Source organism: Neorhizobium huautlense (assembly GCF_002968575.1).
Taxonomy (GTDB): Bacteria; Pseudomonadota; Alphaproteobacteria; order Rhizobiales; family Rhizobiaceae; genus Neorhizobium; species Neorhizobium huautlense.
This window is the reverse complement of the sequence record NZ_PVBM01000003.1, coordinates 202967-218275: the sequence shown is the minus strand read 5'-3', so window position 1 is coordinate 218275 and position 15309 is coordinate 202967. Positions and strand designations below refer to the sequence as shown.

At 58.6% G+C, this 15309-nt stretch carries 12 protein-coding genes; 3 read left to right on the top strand and 9 right to left on the bottom strand.

Going from position 1 to position 15309, the window contains the following annotated elements:
* Positions 1-31 precede the first annotated feature (31 nt).
* From C5L12_RS05035 to C5L12_RS05025, 3 genes are all read right to left on the bottom strand, one after another.
* On the bottom strand, positions 32-1057 hold the full coding sequence (locus tag C5L12_RS05035) for a phosphatase PAP2 family protein (RefSeq protein WP_105370921.1): 1026 nt from the start codon (positions 1055-1057) through the stop codon (positions 32-34).
* A gap of 43 nt (positions 1058-1100) precedes the next feature.
* On the bottom strand, positions 1101-2891 hold the full coding sequence (locus tag C5L12_RS05030) for an AfsR/SARP family transcriptional regulator (protein ID WP_425350737.1): 1791 nt from the start codon (positions 2889-2891) through the stop codon (positions 1101-1103).
* Positions 2892-3136: 245 nt separating this feature from the next.
* A complete protein-coding gene (locus C5L12_RS05025; RefSeq protein WP_105370920.1) occupies positions 3137-3787 on the bottom strand; it encodes a GntR family transcriptional regulator in 651 nt (216 codons plus the stop codon).
* Between the two features lie 158 nt (positions 3788-3945).
* Here C5L12_RS05025 and C5L12_RS05020 point away from each other — a divergent pair, with 158 nt between their 5' ends.
* The 3 genes from C5L12_RS05020 (at position 3946) to C5L12_RS05010 (ending at position 8325) form a co-directional block, all read left to right on the top strand.
* Positions 3946-5370 carry a malonyl-CoA decarboxylase gene (locus tag C5L12_RS05020; RefSeq protein ID WP_105370919.1) on the top strand — a complete coding sequence of 475 codons (1425 nt, stop codon included), beginning with the start codon at positions 3946-3948 and terminating at the stop codon, positions 5368-5370.
* Positions 5367-6881, top strand: a complete 1515-nt coding sequence (locus C5L12_RS05015; RefSeq protein WP_105370918.1) for a malonate--CoA ligase — start codon at positions 5367-5369, stop codon at positions 6879-6881. Before C5L12_RS05020 ends, C5L12_RS05015 begins: the two co-directional genes overlap by 4 nt.
* A gap of 97 nt (positions 6882-6978) precedes the next feature.
* A complete protein-coding gene (locus tag C5L12_RS05010) occupies positions 6979-8325 on the top strand; it encodes an SLC13 family permease (RefSeq protein WP_105370917.1) in 1347 nt (448 codons plus the stop codon).
* Positions 8326-8538: 213 nt separating this feature from the next.
* On the opposite strand, the gene C5L12_RS05005 is transcribed toward C5L12_RS05010, so the two are convergent.
* From C5L12_RS05005 to C5L12_RS04980, 6 genes are all read right to left on the bottom strand, one after another.
* Positions 8539-9369: a carbohydrate ABC transporter permease gene (locus tag C5L12_RS05005; RefSeq protein WP_105370916.1), complete on the bottom strand. Its 831-nt coding sequence runs from the start codon at positions 9367-9369 to the stop codon at positions 8539-8541.
* On the bottom strand, positions 9366-10244 hold the full coding sequence (locus tag C5L12_RS05000; protein WP_105370915.1) for a carbohydrate ABC transporter permease: 879 nt from the start codon (positions 10242-10244) through the stop codon (positions 9366-9368). Before C5L12_RS05000 ends, C5L12_RS05005 begins: the two co-directional genes overlap by 4 nt.
* A 67-nt stretch (positions 10245-10311) precedes the next feature.
* On the bottom strand, positions 10312-11580 hold the full coding sequence (locus tag C5L12_RS04995; protein ID WP_105370914.1) for an extracellular solute-binding protein: 1269 nt from the start codon (positions 11578-11580) through the stop codon (positions 10312-10314).
* Between the two features lie 74 nt (positions 11581-11654).
* On the bottom strand, positions 11655-12725 hold the full coding sequence (locus C5L12_RS04990; RefSeq protein WP_105370913.1) for an ABC transporter ATP-binding protein: 1071 nt from the start codon (positions 12723-12725) through the stop codon (positions 11655-11657).
* 10 nt (positions 12726-12735) lie between these two features.
* Complete coding sequence (gene arfA, locus C5L12_RS04985; protein ID WP_105370912.1) at positions 12736-14247, bottom strand: arabinosylfuranosidase ArfA; 1512 nt, start codon at positions 14245-14247, stop codon at positions 12736-12738.
* A gap of 129 nt (positions 14248-14376) precedes the next feature.
* Positions 14377-15306 carry an ArsR/SmtB family transcription factor gene (locus C5L12_RS04980; RefSeq protein WP_105370911.1) on the bottom strand — a complete coding sequence of 310 codons (930 nt, stop codon included), beginning with the start codon at positions 15304-15306 and terminating at the stop codon, positions 14377-14379.
* Between the last annotated feature and the right edge of the window lie 3 nt (positions 15307-15309).

The window sequence follows — 15309 nt, the reverse complement described above, 5'->3', positions numbered from 1 at the left end:
GACCTTCGTTCTCCCAAGAATTAAATCTGCCTTAAACCCACTCGTCATGGACGGCCTGGAAAAGCGGCCCAAACGCATCGTGGAGGTAGGGGGCGAAACGGCGGGCCAGATCCCGGCCAGCTTGCGTGTCGCTTGGATAATGGAGGCCTGCCCACTCGCGATTTTCAGCGACATTCTGGGCAATGCGGGCGAGTTCGTCCGTTGCAGGATGTTCGGGCAGTATCGTCGAGAAGGCGAATACGATCGAAAAACACTGGAAGGCATGGTTGCTGGGGTAGGACTCGTGCACCGGCACGGGCAGGAGCGGCCGCAACAGGGATTCGAACTGGTTCGGGCGAAGCCTGTTGAACTGGCTCTTGTAAAGTAGCCCAACATATTCGCAGGCGGTCAAGATCGCCTGAAACAATCCCTCGGTCTGTTCAAAACCGCCAACCTCTTCGATATACAGGGCGCGGGTGAATTCCGATACGGAAATGGTCGCCTCAGCCTGGATGTCGGGCAATCGCCTCGCCCGCTCACGGTCGCGCCGCTGCATGGAGAGCAGCACCGCTGCTTCCAACCGGGTGTAATCCGGGCCGGGTGGTGGTGCAATGTCGAGCATTTCCCAGGTAAAGCGTCGCGCGGCAGTGAAGGCGTTGCGCGACGGCTGCTGATGCAATCGACGCAATTCGAAGGCCGGAATAAGTTGCGACATGCCGAGACTTGCGCCGTCCATCGTCGACTTGTTTTTGTTTTTGTTCTTATTCTTGTTTTTATTCTTGTTCTTGTTCAGGCTGGCCTTGTTGAGGACCGACTTGTTCGCGACGCTACTGAGGACCGACGCCGCTGCCACCATTGCCTCCATCATCAACGGGGGCTCATCTATGGGATTATCGTCTTCAGGGGAAAATGCCGAGGCAGGAGAAACCGGGGGCGATGGCTGCTCCACCGGGTCAGGAACCACCTCAACAGCTCTCGGCTCACAAGGAAGAACCGCATCCGGTTCGACTTTAAATTTATAACAGTTCATAAATTCCACAATCTTAGATTGTGGATCAAAAGTTGCTTCTCCGACCATGCCCCCTACCTCCTGAAATGAGATCATCCTGAATGTGTTGGTCTCAACGAATTCGGGCGCCGGCCTTGATCAGGCCGTCGAGCAGCAGCTTTCCGCCGCCTGTATCCAGCAGAGGATAACCTGTGCCGCGAAACGACGTTATGGAAAACCCGTTCTCAACCTTATCGAGCCGTTCCACATATCGCCGAGCGACCTCCAAATTGCCGACGTGAGCGTGGCTGGAGGCGAGATAGCGCAACAGGCTATTGAAGTTCGGCCGGGAATGCAGCGCATCCTCGCCGGCCGCTATCGCCGCCATATGATCACCCGCCAGCCCGGCGCTGATGGATTTCGTCGTGTCGAAGTAATATTTATGAGGGCTGTAGACGCCGAGCTCCTGAACCCACCGCGCCATTGCGCTCGCCTTTTCCGGCTGCCCCGCATAGCAATGCAGCATGGCATAGAGGTCCCACCCCATCGGCAGGGCCGGGTTCAGGCGGATCGACTTCTCGAACAGTCCGGCTGCATAATCGTATTCCCGGAACAGGAAGGAATGGACATGCCCGACCAGTGCCAGGGAGACGGAATTGTTCGGATCGAGTTCCAGAGCCTTTCGAGCATAGGCCTGCGCCTCTTCGATCAGATGCGCGTCCAGCGCACTGAACCGCTGACCCACCTGGAAGGTGCGGATGAAGGACAACCAGGCAAAAGCAGACGCTCGCGGTTGATATTGAACCTGTTCCTGCAGCCGCATTTCCGCTTTTTCAAGATCGCCTCTGGAAAGCCGGAAGATCGCGTTGACCGCATCGATGAACAGGCCATCTCTGGTCATGCGACCGTCAATAGCGCTCATCTCCTGAAACAGTGACAGCTGGTCAACCGCCTGGCTGATCAATGCAGCAGCGATCCCGTATTCGGCCCGTTCCATCTGGGTGCGTCCGATCATACGGCTGCCTAGCCAAATGATCCTGTTGTCAAGCAGGTGCTTGATTGCCAGCTCCACGAACACCATACTGCCATCGAATGTCAGCCGTAGTTGAAGGCACAGCGGAAGGCCCATCTTTCGGTCCGGCTGACCAAGCTGCGGATCGAACGACAGATCGGTAATGCCAAGCCCCAATCCATCGAAGATCGCCTTGGCGAGCAGGTTCTGAAATTGCAATGCCGCGATCTGCCCGCCATCTCCGGCGCCGATGACGATGGGCGGCTGAAGCGCGACCGTCCACTGAAGGTTATCCGGCGAAGGCGGTATGTCCGGATCGTTGCTTGAAGCCGCCAGGGGAATATTCGGCGTGCGCTGGTCAGGCAGGCCCGTCATAGGCAATAGCGCTGACTGGGTGCTGACGTCGCGGCGAGGTTGCTGCCGTGGTTCGAAGACGTCGTCGACGCGACCTTCCTCAATGCGCCGATACCAGTTCTGTCTCTCGACCGTCAGCCAATCTTCGAATTCGGGATCACGGATATCCATGCCCTCAAGCAGTTCATCGGTGATCTGATCCGCCATGCGCTCGCTGCGAAGCATCTCGTCGGTGTCGAGCGCGATGCGGTCCATGTCCAGCCACACGGTATTCTTGTCCGCGATGATGAGATCACGCGCCGAACCCAACGCTTTATGAATATCCAGCAGGGCCTGCCTCAGGCTCGCAGCCGCCTGATCCTCCGACCGGTCGCTCCACAATTTGTCTCTCAACCAGACCCGCGAACGAGATCCCCGCGCAGACAGCGCAAGCATTGCCAGAATTGCCTGAGCTTTTTGAGACTTGGGCGTGGCGGATTTGCCTTTGCCGTCGACGAGACTAAAAGGGCCGAGCAGGTACATCCGGAACACTGCATGTTTTTCATCCATGCGATCCATCGGTCCAACTCGTGTTGTGCCCCTCTCGATGATCTCATCGAACGCAGGCTGCCCGTCCGACAGACAGTCTGACACAAAAGCGGCCCTTGACAAGAGCGCTACAGGCGTACTTACGATTCGGCAGCGCATGCCAGCGTTGTGGCCATCGACGAATTGAAGCATGGAAAGCATCCCCGGGAACGAGCAACTCTCCCCTAGCGCACCGCTGTCAAAGCAGCGTCAAACCAACGTCAAAAAATCCCCGCTCATCTTGTTGCCATGCTGGCGACGAGATCGCTGAACCTTTCGCCCTGGATGCCGACATGCGCCCTGAGCAAGCTCCGGGCCTGCTCCACGTCTCCGGCGAAGATCGCCGCAACAATTGCGCTATGCTCTGAAAACGAGGTTGGCAGTCGGTTGCGCACCCGCAGCTGAAGCCGCCGGTAAGGGCGCAGCCGACGGTGCAACTGCGTGCATTGCTCCTCCAGGAATTCGCTGCGGCTTGCCGCGTAGATCGCCTTGTGGAACTCCTCGTTGTCGTAATAATAGCCATCGCTGTCGCCGGCTCCGGCCGAAAGCTCGCAGCGCTTATGCGCAGCCGTGATTGCGGCACGGGACTCCTCGTTCAGCCGGCGGGCGGCCAGCGAGCCAGCCAGACCCTCCAGCTCCGCCATCACTTCGAACATTTCATAGATACGGTGAGGTCCTGGATCGATGACGACGGCGCCGCGTCTTGGACGGATATCCACGAGGCCAATTGCGTTGAGCTGCATCAGTGCCTCGCGCACTGGTGTCCGCGACACGCCAAACCGTTTGGCAAGCATCGTCTCGTCCAGCCGCTCTCCCGGCCCGAACTCATTGGAAAGGATAGCATTTTCGATTTCGTCCCGTAGCCAACGCCCAACATTTTCGGACATTCACTCCCCCTCCCATAATGCAAAATTCCATGTCTTGTATGCAAGATGCTTGACATTGCACACACATTACATCAATTTAAATACCACAACATCAATGAGACTGAAATTGGGAATGCTGACGGATGGACAGGCGTCCATTGCGGGCGGAGGAGCACAGCATGTCCGGGACCTCTCTCTTTAGTGATATGCTGCAGGGCATTACCGAGCGCGGCCGCAAACTTCTGTTTTCCGGACCGCGCGCGCCGGACGCGGTCGTCGAAGCCGATCTCGAGGCCCTTTGCGAGATGCTGCTGTCCAGTCGTGGCGAAGCATCAGGCATGGCCATCGCCGCGGAGATTCTCGACCGCTGGAGCCGCTTCGACAGTATGGAAACTGAGCAGTTCCTGCAGATGCTTTCCGACAAGTTCGGGGCTGACACCGCTCAGCTCGACAAAGCCGTCGAGAGATATCGGAGCGACAAGAGCCCTTCGGCGATCTTTGCTCTCCACAATGCGGCCGAGCCGCGGCGGCAGGAGCTTCTGCGCCGTCTGAATCTGGCGCCGAACGGTACAGAGAAACTTGTCCGGATGCGTGAACAGCTCCTGAGGCTCAAAGACCGGCGGGAAGACCTGCGCGCCATCGATACGGATTTCGCTCATCTGTTCGGATCCTGGTTCAATCGCGGCTTCCTCACGCTAAACCCCATCGACTGGTCGACGCCGGCGCACATCCTGGAAAAAATCATCAAATACGAGGCAGTGCACGAGATCGGCAGCTGGGAAGAACTGCGACGCCGCCTTGCGCCCCCCGATCGGCGCTGCTTCGCTTTCTTCCATCCCCGGCTGGCGGATGAGCCGCTCGTCTTTGTTGAAGTCGCCCTTACCCGGTCCGTGCCGAGCACGATCGCAGACGTCTTGGACGAAGGACGGGAGCACATCCTTCCCAATGAAGCGACGACGGCTGTCTTCTATTCGATTTCCAACTGCCAGGGCGGCCTTCGCGGAATATCGTTTGGCAACTTTCTCATCAAGCAGGTCGTCGAAGACCTGCGCAAAGACCTGCCCGGCCTCAAAAATTTCGTCACGCTGTCGCCCGTTCCCGGCCTCGCGTCGTGGATATCCAAAGCACGCAGCGACCAAGCCGATCCCTTGCTGACGGAAGAGGAGCGCAGGGTGCTGGCGCTGTTGGACGACCCGGCCTGGGCAAATGACGCCGGCACGGCAAGTGAGATCGAGCGCGTGCTGCTTCCGCTCGCCGCGCACTATTTTCTCGTCGAACGCACGCCGGAGGGCCGCCCGGTCGATCCGGTTGCCCGTTTCCACCTCGGCAACGGTGCTCGCCTTGAAAGGCTGAATTTCCTTGGCGATCGATCGGCGAAGGCGATGCGCCAGGCGCACGGACTGATGGTTAACTACCTCTACAAGCTCGAGGATATCGAGGCCAATCACGAAGCTCTTGCGCAACGCGGCGAAGTGACCGCATCACAAGCCGTCAAGAATATGCTCCGCCGGGAGCGGGAATACCGTCGCGGCGGCAGGAATGAGCAGACCCCGAGCGCCTTCGCACAAGGCGTGAATGCCAAGATCGGAGGAGGACGCATATGAGCAACCATCTATTCGACGCCATCCGGGCAGCCGCGCGGGGAGACTCGCCGTTTATCCTGACCAACGGTGGTCGGACCTGGACCTATGACGAGGCGCTCGCCCTTTCGGGCCGCATTGCCGGCGCAATCGATACGCTCGGCATTCGGCCGGGAGATCGGGTCGCCGTTCAGGTCGACAAAAGTACCGAAGCGCTGATCCTGTATCTCGCCTGCGTGCGCAGCGGCACGATCTATCTGCCGCTCAACACAGCCTATACGCTGGCCGAACTCGACTATTTCTTCGGCGACGCCGAACCCAGGCTGGTTGTCGTTTCTTCGGTCATGCGCGAGAGCGTCGAGAAGATCGCCAAGCCTCACGGCGCGATCGTTGAAACCCTCAATGCCGACGGCACCGGCTCGCTTCTCGATCTTGCAAAGGAGGAACGCGACGACTTCGTCGACGCCTCGCGCACGGCCGACGATCTGGCGGCGATCCTCTATACCTCGGGAACGACAGGGCGGTCCAAGGGAGCAATGCTGACCCACGACAACCTGCTCTCAAATGCCCTCACCTTGCGCGATTGCTGGCGCGTCACCGCCGAAGACCGGTTGATCCATGCCTTGCCTATCTTCCATACGCATGGGCTGTTCGTCGCGACCAACGTCACGCTGCTCGCCGGCGCCTCAATGTTCCTGTTGCCGAAATTCGACCCGGACGAGATCCTCTCGCTGATGCCGAAAGCAACGATGATGATGGGCGTGCCGACATTTTACGTGCGCCTCCTACAGAACTCGCACCTCGACCGGGAGGCAGTCGCGAATATGCGGCTGTTCATTTCCGGCTCGGCTCCGCTGCTCGCCGAAACGCATATTGAGTTCAAGAACCGTACTGGTCATGCAATCCTTGAGCGCTATGGCATGACCGAAACCAACATGAACACTTCCAATCCCTATGATGGAGAACGGATTGCCGGAACCGTCGGCTTTCCCCTTCCCGGCGTGACGGTGCGGGTCACCGATCCGGCGACCGGCACCGTGCTTGCCCCGGAAGAAACCGGCATGATCGAAATCAAGGGGCCAAACGTTTTCAAAGGCTACTGGCGGATGCCCGAGAAAACCGCCGCGGAATTCACGTCCGACGGTTTCTTCATCAGCGGCGACCTCGGCAAGATCGACGGCCAAGGCTACGTCCACATCGTCGGCCGCAGCAAGGATCTGGTGATCTCAGGCGGATACAATATCTATCCCAAAGAGGTTGAAGGTGAGATCGACCAGCTCGAAGGAGTCGCCGAGAGTGCCGTGATCGGCGTTCCTCACCCTGATTTTGGTGAAGGCGTCACCGCCATCGTCGTCTGCAAGCCCAATGCGGCGCTGGATGAAAAGGCGATCCTCGGCGCGCTCCAGGACCGCCTCGCCCGATACAAGCAGCCGAAACGCATCATCTTCGCCGATGACCTGCCGCGCAACACGATGGGTAAGGTCCAGAAGAACGTCCTACGGCAGAAATACGCCGACCTTTACGCAACGACGTAATCCAACCCATGCGCTCTCCGGGAGGGAAGCGCCGGGTTTTGCAATCCTGAAAAGAACGTTAGCTGCCGACGCTGGAGGCGTCGCAGGGAGGGGAACTATGAGCATCGAAATCCTATCAATATTGCTCCTTGTGGCCATGTTTGTCATCGCGACGATCCAGCCGATCAACATGGGAGCGCTTGCGTTCGCCTGCACTTTTGTGCTTGGCTCCCTGATTATCGGCATGAAGACCAGCGACATTTTCGCGGGCTTTCCGAGCGATCTCTTCCTGACGCTGGTCGCCGTCACCTATCTCTTCGCCATCGCGCAGATCAACGGCACCATCGACTGGCTCGTCGAATGCGCCGTTCGCATGGTGCGCGGTCACGTCGCCTGGATTCCATGGGTAATGTTCGTCGTTGCCGCCATCATCACCGGTTTCGGTGCGCTCGGGCCTGCGGCCGTGGCGATCCTCGCTCCCGTGGCGTTGAGCTTTGCCGTGCAGTACCGCATCCACCCGGTCATGATGGGGCTGATGGTCATCCATGGCGCCCAGGCCGGCGGCTTCTCGCCGATCAGTGTTTATGGCGGCATTACCAACCAGATCGTGGCCAAGGCCGGCCTGCCCTTTGCGCCGACGTCGCTGTTCCTCTCCAGCTTCTTTTTCAACCTTGCGATCGCGGTGCTCGTCTTCTTCGTCTTCGGCGGTGCGCGGATCATGAAACAGGCTGCGGGGCCTACCGGGCCTCTGCCTGAATTACACCCCGAAGGCGTATCGGCCGCCATCAGGGGTCATGGGGGCACGCCGGCAAAGCCGATCAGGGAGCATGCCTACGGGACGGCGGCCGACACCCTTCAGACATTGCGTCTAACTCCGGAAAAGGTCTTTACCCTGATCGGCCTGACGGCCCTCGGGATCGGTGCCCTGGTCTTCAAGTTCAATGTCGGACTGGTCGCAATCACGGTTGCCGTAGCGCTCGCTCTCATCTCGCCGAAAACCCAGAAGGCGGCGGTCGACAAGGTGAGCTGGTCGACCGTACTTCTGATCGCCGGCATCATCACTTACGTCGGCGTCCTGGAGAAAGCGGGAACCGTCAACTATGTCGCCAATGGCATATCCAGCCTCGGCATGCCGCTCCTGGTCGCGCTGCTGCTCTGCTTCACCGGAGCCATCGTCTCCGCCTTCGCCTCGTCGACTGCACTGCTCGGCGCCATCATCCCTCTTGCTGTTCCGTTCCTCCTGCAAGGCCATATCAGCGCCGTTGGCGTGGTCGCAGCGATCGCGATTTCGACGACTATCGTCGACACCAGTCCGTTTTCCACCAACGGCGCCCTTGTCGTTGCCAACGCACCGGACGAAACCCGCGAACAGGTATTGCGGCAATTGCTAATCTACAGCGCGCTGATCGCCATCATCGGGCCGGTGGTAGCGTGGCTGGTCTTCGTCGTGCCTGGCCTCGTCTGACGAAAGGACGATTGCTCCACGCGGGACGGGTTTCTGCTTGGATTGTTTGCCAATTACCCGCAAGGGCCGCCGGAATTGCCGGCGGCTCGATCAATTGCATTCTTCCGTAACACGATGACCCGTCCGATGGGTCAAACAATCTTTTGGTGACCGGCGTTCCATGACGTGTCAGCCGTTGCAGATCGCATGGCCGTGCCGGATCGCCGCTTGCTTCTAGCCCTTAACGCCGGATGAGATCATGACCGCCTCGGTCACTCTTTTCTGGAATATCAGGTACGCGACTGCGACGGGCATGGCGCCCAGCAGCGCAACCGACATCAGGCGGGCATAGTACACACCGAATGCGTCGTTGACCTGCGTGATCCCGACAGGGATCGTCATCATGTTCTCCGTCGTTACCGCAAGGAACGGCCAGAGAAACTGGTTCCATGCCATGATGAAGGTGATGATTGCGAGCGCGGTCGTGATGCCCCAGTTGAGCGGCAGATAGATCTTGAAGAGGAGCGTGTAGTCTCCGCCTCCGTCGAGAACCACCGCCTCGCGCATTTCCTTCGGCACCGCATCGAAAAATTGCTTGTAGACGATGATCACCACCGGAACGATGAGTTGCGGCAGAATGATGCCGGCCCAGGTGTTGATAAGCCCCAGGTCGTTCATCAGGATAAATTGGGTCACCACCAGTGCTTGAGAAGGGACCATGAAACTCGCAAGCACAATACCGTAGAGGAGCCGGCGACCGGGGAAACGCAGTTGCGAGATCGCGTAGGCGCACATCATGCCCGTCACTATGACGGTCACGGTTATGATCATCGCCGTGGCGATGGAATTGAGGTACCAGTTGAGGATGTTCGAATTCCAGAGGATGTCGGCATAGGCGCCGAGATTGAACTCGTCCGGAATCACCCCGGCATCATTGGAAACCACCCGTTCCTCGGTGCGGATCGAGGTAATGAAGGCCCAGTAGAGCGGGAAGATCCAGAGGGCGGCGGCCAGGAAGGTACCCGTCGTCAGCACGGCGTTCTCGACCTTGCGAATGGTTTTCATCGGCGTCCTCCGGCCCGCAAAAGCTGAAACTGCAGCACGGAAAGAACTGCGATAACCACGAACAGAATAAGCGCGATAGCCGAGGCATAACCGCCATGATTGAGCTGGAAGGCCTCGCGATAGACCATCAGCAGCAGCACGTAAGAGGAATTGAACGGCCCGCCGCTGCTGAGAAGGTAGACCTGATCAAATATCTTGAGCTGCAGGATGAGTTGCAAAGTGAGGACCAGGGCGGTGACCGGCCAGAGCAGGGGCCATGTCACTCTGGCGAATAGCTGCCACCGCGTCGCGCCATCGAGTTGCGCCGCTTCATAATAATCCTTCGGGATATTTCGCAGGCCGGCAATGAACAGCAGGATGTTGAAGCCGTTCGTCCACCAGATCGTGACGAGCGCCACCATCGGCATGACCCAATAGGGATTTTTGAAGACGGGGACCGGCTTGCCGTAGAAGAACGATATCACAGGCTGCAGGACCCCGAACTGGAAATCCAGCATCCAGGTCCAGATCTGCGTCACGACAGAGACCGGAAGGATATAGGGCAGAAAGAAGACGGCCAGCGCGAGCGCCTGGAAGGGGCCGCGCAGGCGCGTGATCATGAGCGCGATGCTGAGCGCCAGTGCCGTCGTCGGAATGACTGTCAGCAGGATGAAGTAACCGTTGTTCCTCAGCGACGTGAAGAACAGCTTGTCGGTCAGCAGCCTTTTGAAATTGTCGAGCCCGATCCATGTCCCGGATCCGATCAGCGGCGAATTGGTCAAGCTGAGCTCGACGAGGCGGATAGCAGGATAAAGAAAGACCAGCACAAAGATAAACACAAAGGGTGCTACCAAAGAAGCTGCGACCGCCACCTCCCTGCGCCGGTTTGTGAGCATTGCCACGTCTGAACCCTCCTCAAAGAACAGAGGGCCGCGCCTCAAGGACGCAGCCGCTCTCATTCCCTCACTTCAGTGCATTTGCAAGGTCCGCTTTGACCTGCTCGGCGGCGGCCAGCGGTTCGGCATAACCGTGAATGGCGGGCGATATGACGTTAATCGCGGCGTCATAGGCTGGCGAAGCCACGCCCGCGATCGGTGAGCGCGGATCGTAAGATGCGGTATCCGCCAGCGCCGAGTAGGTGGCGTTCGGCTCCATCTTCTTGAACTGGTCGCTCTCTGCGACCGACTTGTAGGCCGGGATGTGACCTGCATCGGCCCAGGCGATGGCGTTCTTTTCCATCCAGCCGATGACAGTCATGACCGCCTTGCGCTTCTCAGGCGACATGCGGTTGTTCTTCGGAAGGGCAAAGGCGTGTGAGTCGGCCCAGGTCGTCTGGGTTCCCATCAGCTTCGGAACCTGCACCGCACCCCATTCGAAGCCGAGCGTTCCCTTCTTTTTCAGGTCCACCATTGTCGGCACTTCCCACACGCCGTTCAGCATGAAGGCCGATTTGCCCGAGGTGAAGAGAGCGACGGAGGCCTCATAGGCAGCCTGTTCCGGTTGCCATCCATTGCTACCCCATTTGGTCATCACTTCGATGGCTTTCGCCGCCTTTTGCAAGTTCTCGCCGGGCAAGACCTCGTTGCCAGCGATCAGCTCGCCTCCCTGCTGGCGGAGCAAAGTATAAAAGACGCGGTAGGTACCTCCGTCGTCACCGGTTGCGTAGGTGACCGGTGCCTCTGCCCCCTTTTCCTTGGCGGTGGCCAATGCTTCTTCGAAATCCTTGAGGCTCTCGATGCCGGTAAGCTTTCCGTTTGCATCGAGGAAGCGCGAACCTTCGAGATAGGTCTTATTGTAATAGAGAACGATCGAATGGATGTCGAAAGGCACCGCATAAAGCTTGCCGTCATCGCCGCTCGCTGCCTTTACCGACGCATCGAAAAAATCATCCTTGCTCAAACCTGCGTTTTTGAGATCCTCGTCGGTGATCTCGTCCAGCACGCTCTCCTCAAGACCCAATGGCATGCGCGACAGATGATATGTCATTATGTCGGGTCCTTGGTTTACGGCAACGGCGGTTCGGACCTTGGTGTAATAGGGAATGCCCCACTCCAGCGTGGTGCCGGTTATCTTGATATCAGGATGTTCCTGGTTGAAGCGGCTGATCAGCGCCTTCATCCGCACTCCGTCGCCGCCACTCAAGAAGTCCCACCAGGTGATGTTCTCCTGAGCGAAAGCCGGCATCGCCATCAACGCGATAGCACCCGCCGCAAACAGTCTTCTGTATCGCATACCAGTCTCCTCCACCGTTCATGCCGCCCGATCTCTTGATCGGCGGCGGTTGAAACCAACTCCACGTCGACCCGTCAGCGCAGCCGAACTCCGTCATCCCCGAAAACAAGCACCTCGCCGGCATCGGCCGTCAGCGAGATGGTCTTGCCGTCCAGGCTTGCTCGCCGACCGCGGGTTTCCACGATGACCTCCTTGCCGCCAAGCACCCGTGCATGAAGATAAGACACACCCCCAAGGTCCTCCTCCATCTCGACTGTCGCCTTGAAGCCGTCGCTCGAAATACGAAGATGCTCCGGCCTAAGCCCGATTTTCACCTGAACCCCCTCGCCCACGTTGGCGCGCACGTTTGCCAACAATTCCGTGTCCAGGCCGGTCAAACCGATCCTCAGCATCTCACCCTGGCGCCCGGACACCCGACCATCGAGGAAGTTCATCGCCGGAGAGCCGATAAAGCCGCCGACGAACTGGTTGTCGGGATCGTCATAGAGATCGAGAGGCCTCCCGGCCTGCTGGAGCCTGCCGCCTTTTAATACGAAGATCCGGTCGGCCAGCGTCATCGCTTCCACCTGATCGTGAGTCACGTAGATCATGGTGGCGCCAATCTGCTTGTGCAGCCTGGCAAGTTCGATGCGCATCTGCACGCGCAGCTCCGCATCGAGGTTGGACAGCGGTTCGTCGAACAGGAAGACCTTCGGCTGGCGCACGATGGCGCGGCCAATGGCAACGCGCTGGCGCTGTCCTCCCGAGAGCTCCGATGGGCGTTTCTTAAGATGCTCATCAAGATGCAGGATGCGAGCGGCTTCGTGCACCATCTCTGCCACGCGAGCCTTCGGAGTCTTCTTGAGCCGCAATGAGAATGCCATATTCTCAAAGACTGTCAGATGGGGGTAAAGCGCGTAGGACTGAAAGACCATCGCGACCTCACGTCTGGCAGGCTCGACGTCGGTTACATCGCGCCCCTCGATCGAAATCGAGCCTCCGGACGTATCCTCCAGGCCCGCGATCATCCGAAGCAGAGTCGATTTTCCGCAGCCGGACGGGCCAACGAAAACCGCAAAATCTCCCGTCGGAATCTCCATGTTGACATCATGGACGACCCCGACAGTCCCGAAACTCTTGCTGACATTCCGTAAGGTAACTCCCATGGCTTCCCCCTCAGCCGACCTTCAGGCGCAGCACATGGTAGGAAAGCGCCGCAAGCGAGCCCTTCACCTTCCCATCCTCGATACCGACGCCTGAACCTTTTTTCGGCACGACGTGATCCGGCTTGTCGGGACCGTTGGTGTCGTTGAGACCGTAACCCTCCATGACATGGTGTTCGACGAGCGTGAGGTTTCCAAATCCGGTGAGCCCGACATCGAGCTCGGCCTTCTCCGTGAGGTGACGGTTGACGATGAAAAGCGTAAGCAGGCCTTCGTCGCGATTATTTACGGCCGCGACGTCCAGATAGGCCACATCGTCCGCGACGCTGCAGTCGTAGGTCGGGCCATCGACCGCGACACGCAGTGCCTCGCCACGTCCGTAGATCGAAGCGAAGCGGTAGGGATGGTAGATCGTCTGGCGCCAGGCCGGCCCATTCTTTTCGGCACGGATGGGCGCGATAACATTGACGAGCTGGGCGATACAGGCAATGCGCACGCGGTCGGAGCGGCGGATGAACTCGTTCAACAGCCCGGCAACGAAGAGAGCGTCCTCGAAATTGTAGGTTTCTTCCAAGAGTGCCGGCGCTTCCGGCCAATCCCATGTCCGCCAACGATGGCTGTCCTCTTCGCGAATGTGATACCAGACGTTCCATTCGTCGAAGCAGATATGGACATCGTTCTTCGCGCGCTTCTTCGACTTCACATAATCGATCGTACCCGCGATCGTCTGGATGTAGCGGCCGGTCTCTTCGATCTTGCCGAAATAGTTGAGCGTGTCCTTGCTGTTGTTGCCGAAATATTTGTGGAGCGAGATGTAGTCCACGTTCTCGTAGCATTCTTCGAGAACCTCGCGCTCCCATTCCGGATAGGTGGGCATGCCATCGTTCGAGCTGCCACACACGACTGCTTCGATCGAGCTGTCGAAGCTCTTGAAGGCTTTCGCCGTTTCATTGGCAAGCCGTCCGTATTCGACCGCCACCTTGTGGCCAACCTGCCAGGGACCATCCATCTCGTTTCCGAGGCACCACATTTTAACGTTGTGGCTATCGTTCTTGCCATGCGAGCGACGCAGATCGCTCCAGGCCGTCCCGGAGGGGAAGTTGACGTATTCCAGGAAATTACGGGCATCGTCGAGGCCGCGGGAACCAAGATTGACCGCCAGCATCATCTCGATGCCGGCCATCTGCGCCCAGTCGGCGAACTCGTTGATGCCGATCTGGTTTGTCTCTTTCGAGCGCCAGGCGAGGTCGAGCCGGACCGGGCGTTGCTCTCGCGGCCCGATGCCATCCTCCCATCGATAGGCCGACACGAAATTACCGCCGGGATAGCGTATTGCCGGGATATTTAGATCCCGTACGAAGGCCAGTACGTCCTTGCGGAAGCCGCGCTCGTCCGCTTGGGGATGACCAGGCTCATAGATACCACCGTAGATCGCACGACCCATATGCTCGATGAAGGCGGAGTAAAGCCGCTCATCGATGTGGCTGATCTTGAAATCCCGATGAACCGCTACCCGTACCTTCATGCCGACTGCTCCGTATCTGCAACCACGATATAGATCGTATTTTCAGATATAGTTTCGAGCCGGCACGGGAATGTCATCGGCAAGAATGTGCTGCACCGCAAAACGCAGCCGAGGAAGGCACTGCCTGGGTTACCCCGCGGTCTTCAAACGAAGAATGATGTCTTGATCGTAGTTCCCAAAACCCCGGCCAAAGATGTTGATTCCGCCGGGATGTTTCCCTTCCGCCTTGACCTCGACGCGCAGGCGAATGGACCGATGGTCGTCGAGGTCGAGGTCTTTGGCCTGCACATCGGAAATCTTGTGACCATCCACGAAAGTCCCACCCGGCCCGACGGTCCACGTCTTCAGCATCCCGTACTGCGACCCTTTCAGCTTCCACCAAGCCGGCGTATAGGTCCCGCGCCGGTCGCCGAAATCGCCAGGGGAAGTCCACACGCCAATTTCTCTGCCATTGATGGACAAGACGATGTCCGACGGCCAGTTTGCCAGCGTTCCCGGCACTTCGGAGCTCACCTCCATCACAATCTCGAGCTGCTCGATTCTGTCGCCGCACAGTTTGGCGTTGTTTGGAAACTGATATTCGACGAAGCCGCTGGTGAACCAGAGCAGGCTCGCCTTCATCCGCTCAGGATCCATAAAGGTTTCCGGCACGTCGAGAAGGCCCAGCACGCCTTCGACCGAGCAGATTCCGCATGGGCCGGTGACGTTGTTGTTGGTATAGAGACCGAGCGGCATCGACACCTCTATGACGTCTGAGGAGAGGGCCTGTGTGGTCGGGTGAAAGGTGACGACGAGCTCGTCATAGACAGCAAAACAGATCTTCTGGTTCCCTTTGCGGGCTTTCTGCATTTCGGTCCGGATAAGCCCGGCTTTCTCCAGGACCTGAAGATGAGCGGAAACGGACGATTGCGGCAGGTCGGACACCTGCGCGAGATCGTTGACATTGATCCCCGGCCGTTTTGACAATTCCTTTAGAAGCTTCACTCGCGCCAGTGAGGAAATGCCTTTGATCGCGGCAAGATCTTTTTCAGGATCGATAACCAGAAAGTTGGAGCTCATTCG

Coding starts and splice junctions, on each gene's coding strand:
- C5L12_RS05030 (WP_425350737.1), bottom strand. CDS start 2,891: ATGGATCGCATGGATGAAAAACATGCAGTGTTCCGGATGTACCTGCTC.
- C5L12_RS05035 (WP_105370921.1), bottom strand. CDS start 1,057: ATGGTCGGAGAAGCAACTTTTGATCCACAATCTAAGATTGTGGAATTT.
- C5L12_RS05025 (WP_105370920.1), bottom strand. CDS start 3,787: ATGTCCGAAAATGTTGGGCGTTGGCTACGGGACGAAATCGAAAATGCT.
- C5L12_RS04980 (WP_105370911.1), bottom strand. CDS start 15,306: ATGAGCTCCAACTTTCTGGTTATCGATCCTGAAAAAGATCTTGCCGCG.
- C5L12_RS05005 (WP_105370916.1), bottom strand. CDS start 9,369: ATGAAAACCATTCGCAAGGTCGAGAACGCCGTGCTGACGACGGGTACC.
- C5L12_RS05015 (WP_105370918.1), top strand. CDS start 5,367: ATGAGCAACCATCTATTCGACGCCATCCGGGCAGCCGCGCGGGGAGAC.
- C5L12_RS05010 (WP_105370917.1), top strand. CDS start 6,979: ATGAGCATCGAAATCCTATCAATATTGCTCCTTGTGGCCATGTTTGTC.
- C5L12_RS05000 (WP_105370915.1), bottom strand. CDS start 10,244: ATGCTCACAAACCGGCGCAGGGAGGTGGCGGTCGCAGCTTCTTTGGTA.
- C5L12_RS04990 (WP_105370913.1), bottom strand. CDS start 12,725: ATGGGAGTTACCTTACGGAATGTCAGCAAGAGTTTCGGGACTGTCGGG.
- C5L12_RS05020 (WP_105370919.1), top strand. CDS start 3,946: ATGTCCGGGACCTCTCTCTTTAGTGATATGCTGCAGGGCATTACCGAG.
- arfA (WP_105370912.1), bottom strand. CDS start 14,247: ATGAAGGTACGGGTAGCGGTTCATCGGGATTTCAAGATCAGCCACATC.
- C5L12_RS04995 (WP_105370914.1), bottom strand. CDS start 11,580: ATGCGATACAGAAGACTGTTTGCGGCGGGTGCTATCGCGTTGATGGCG.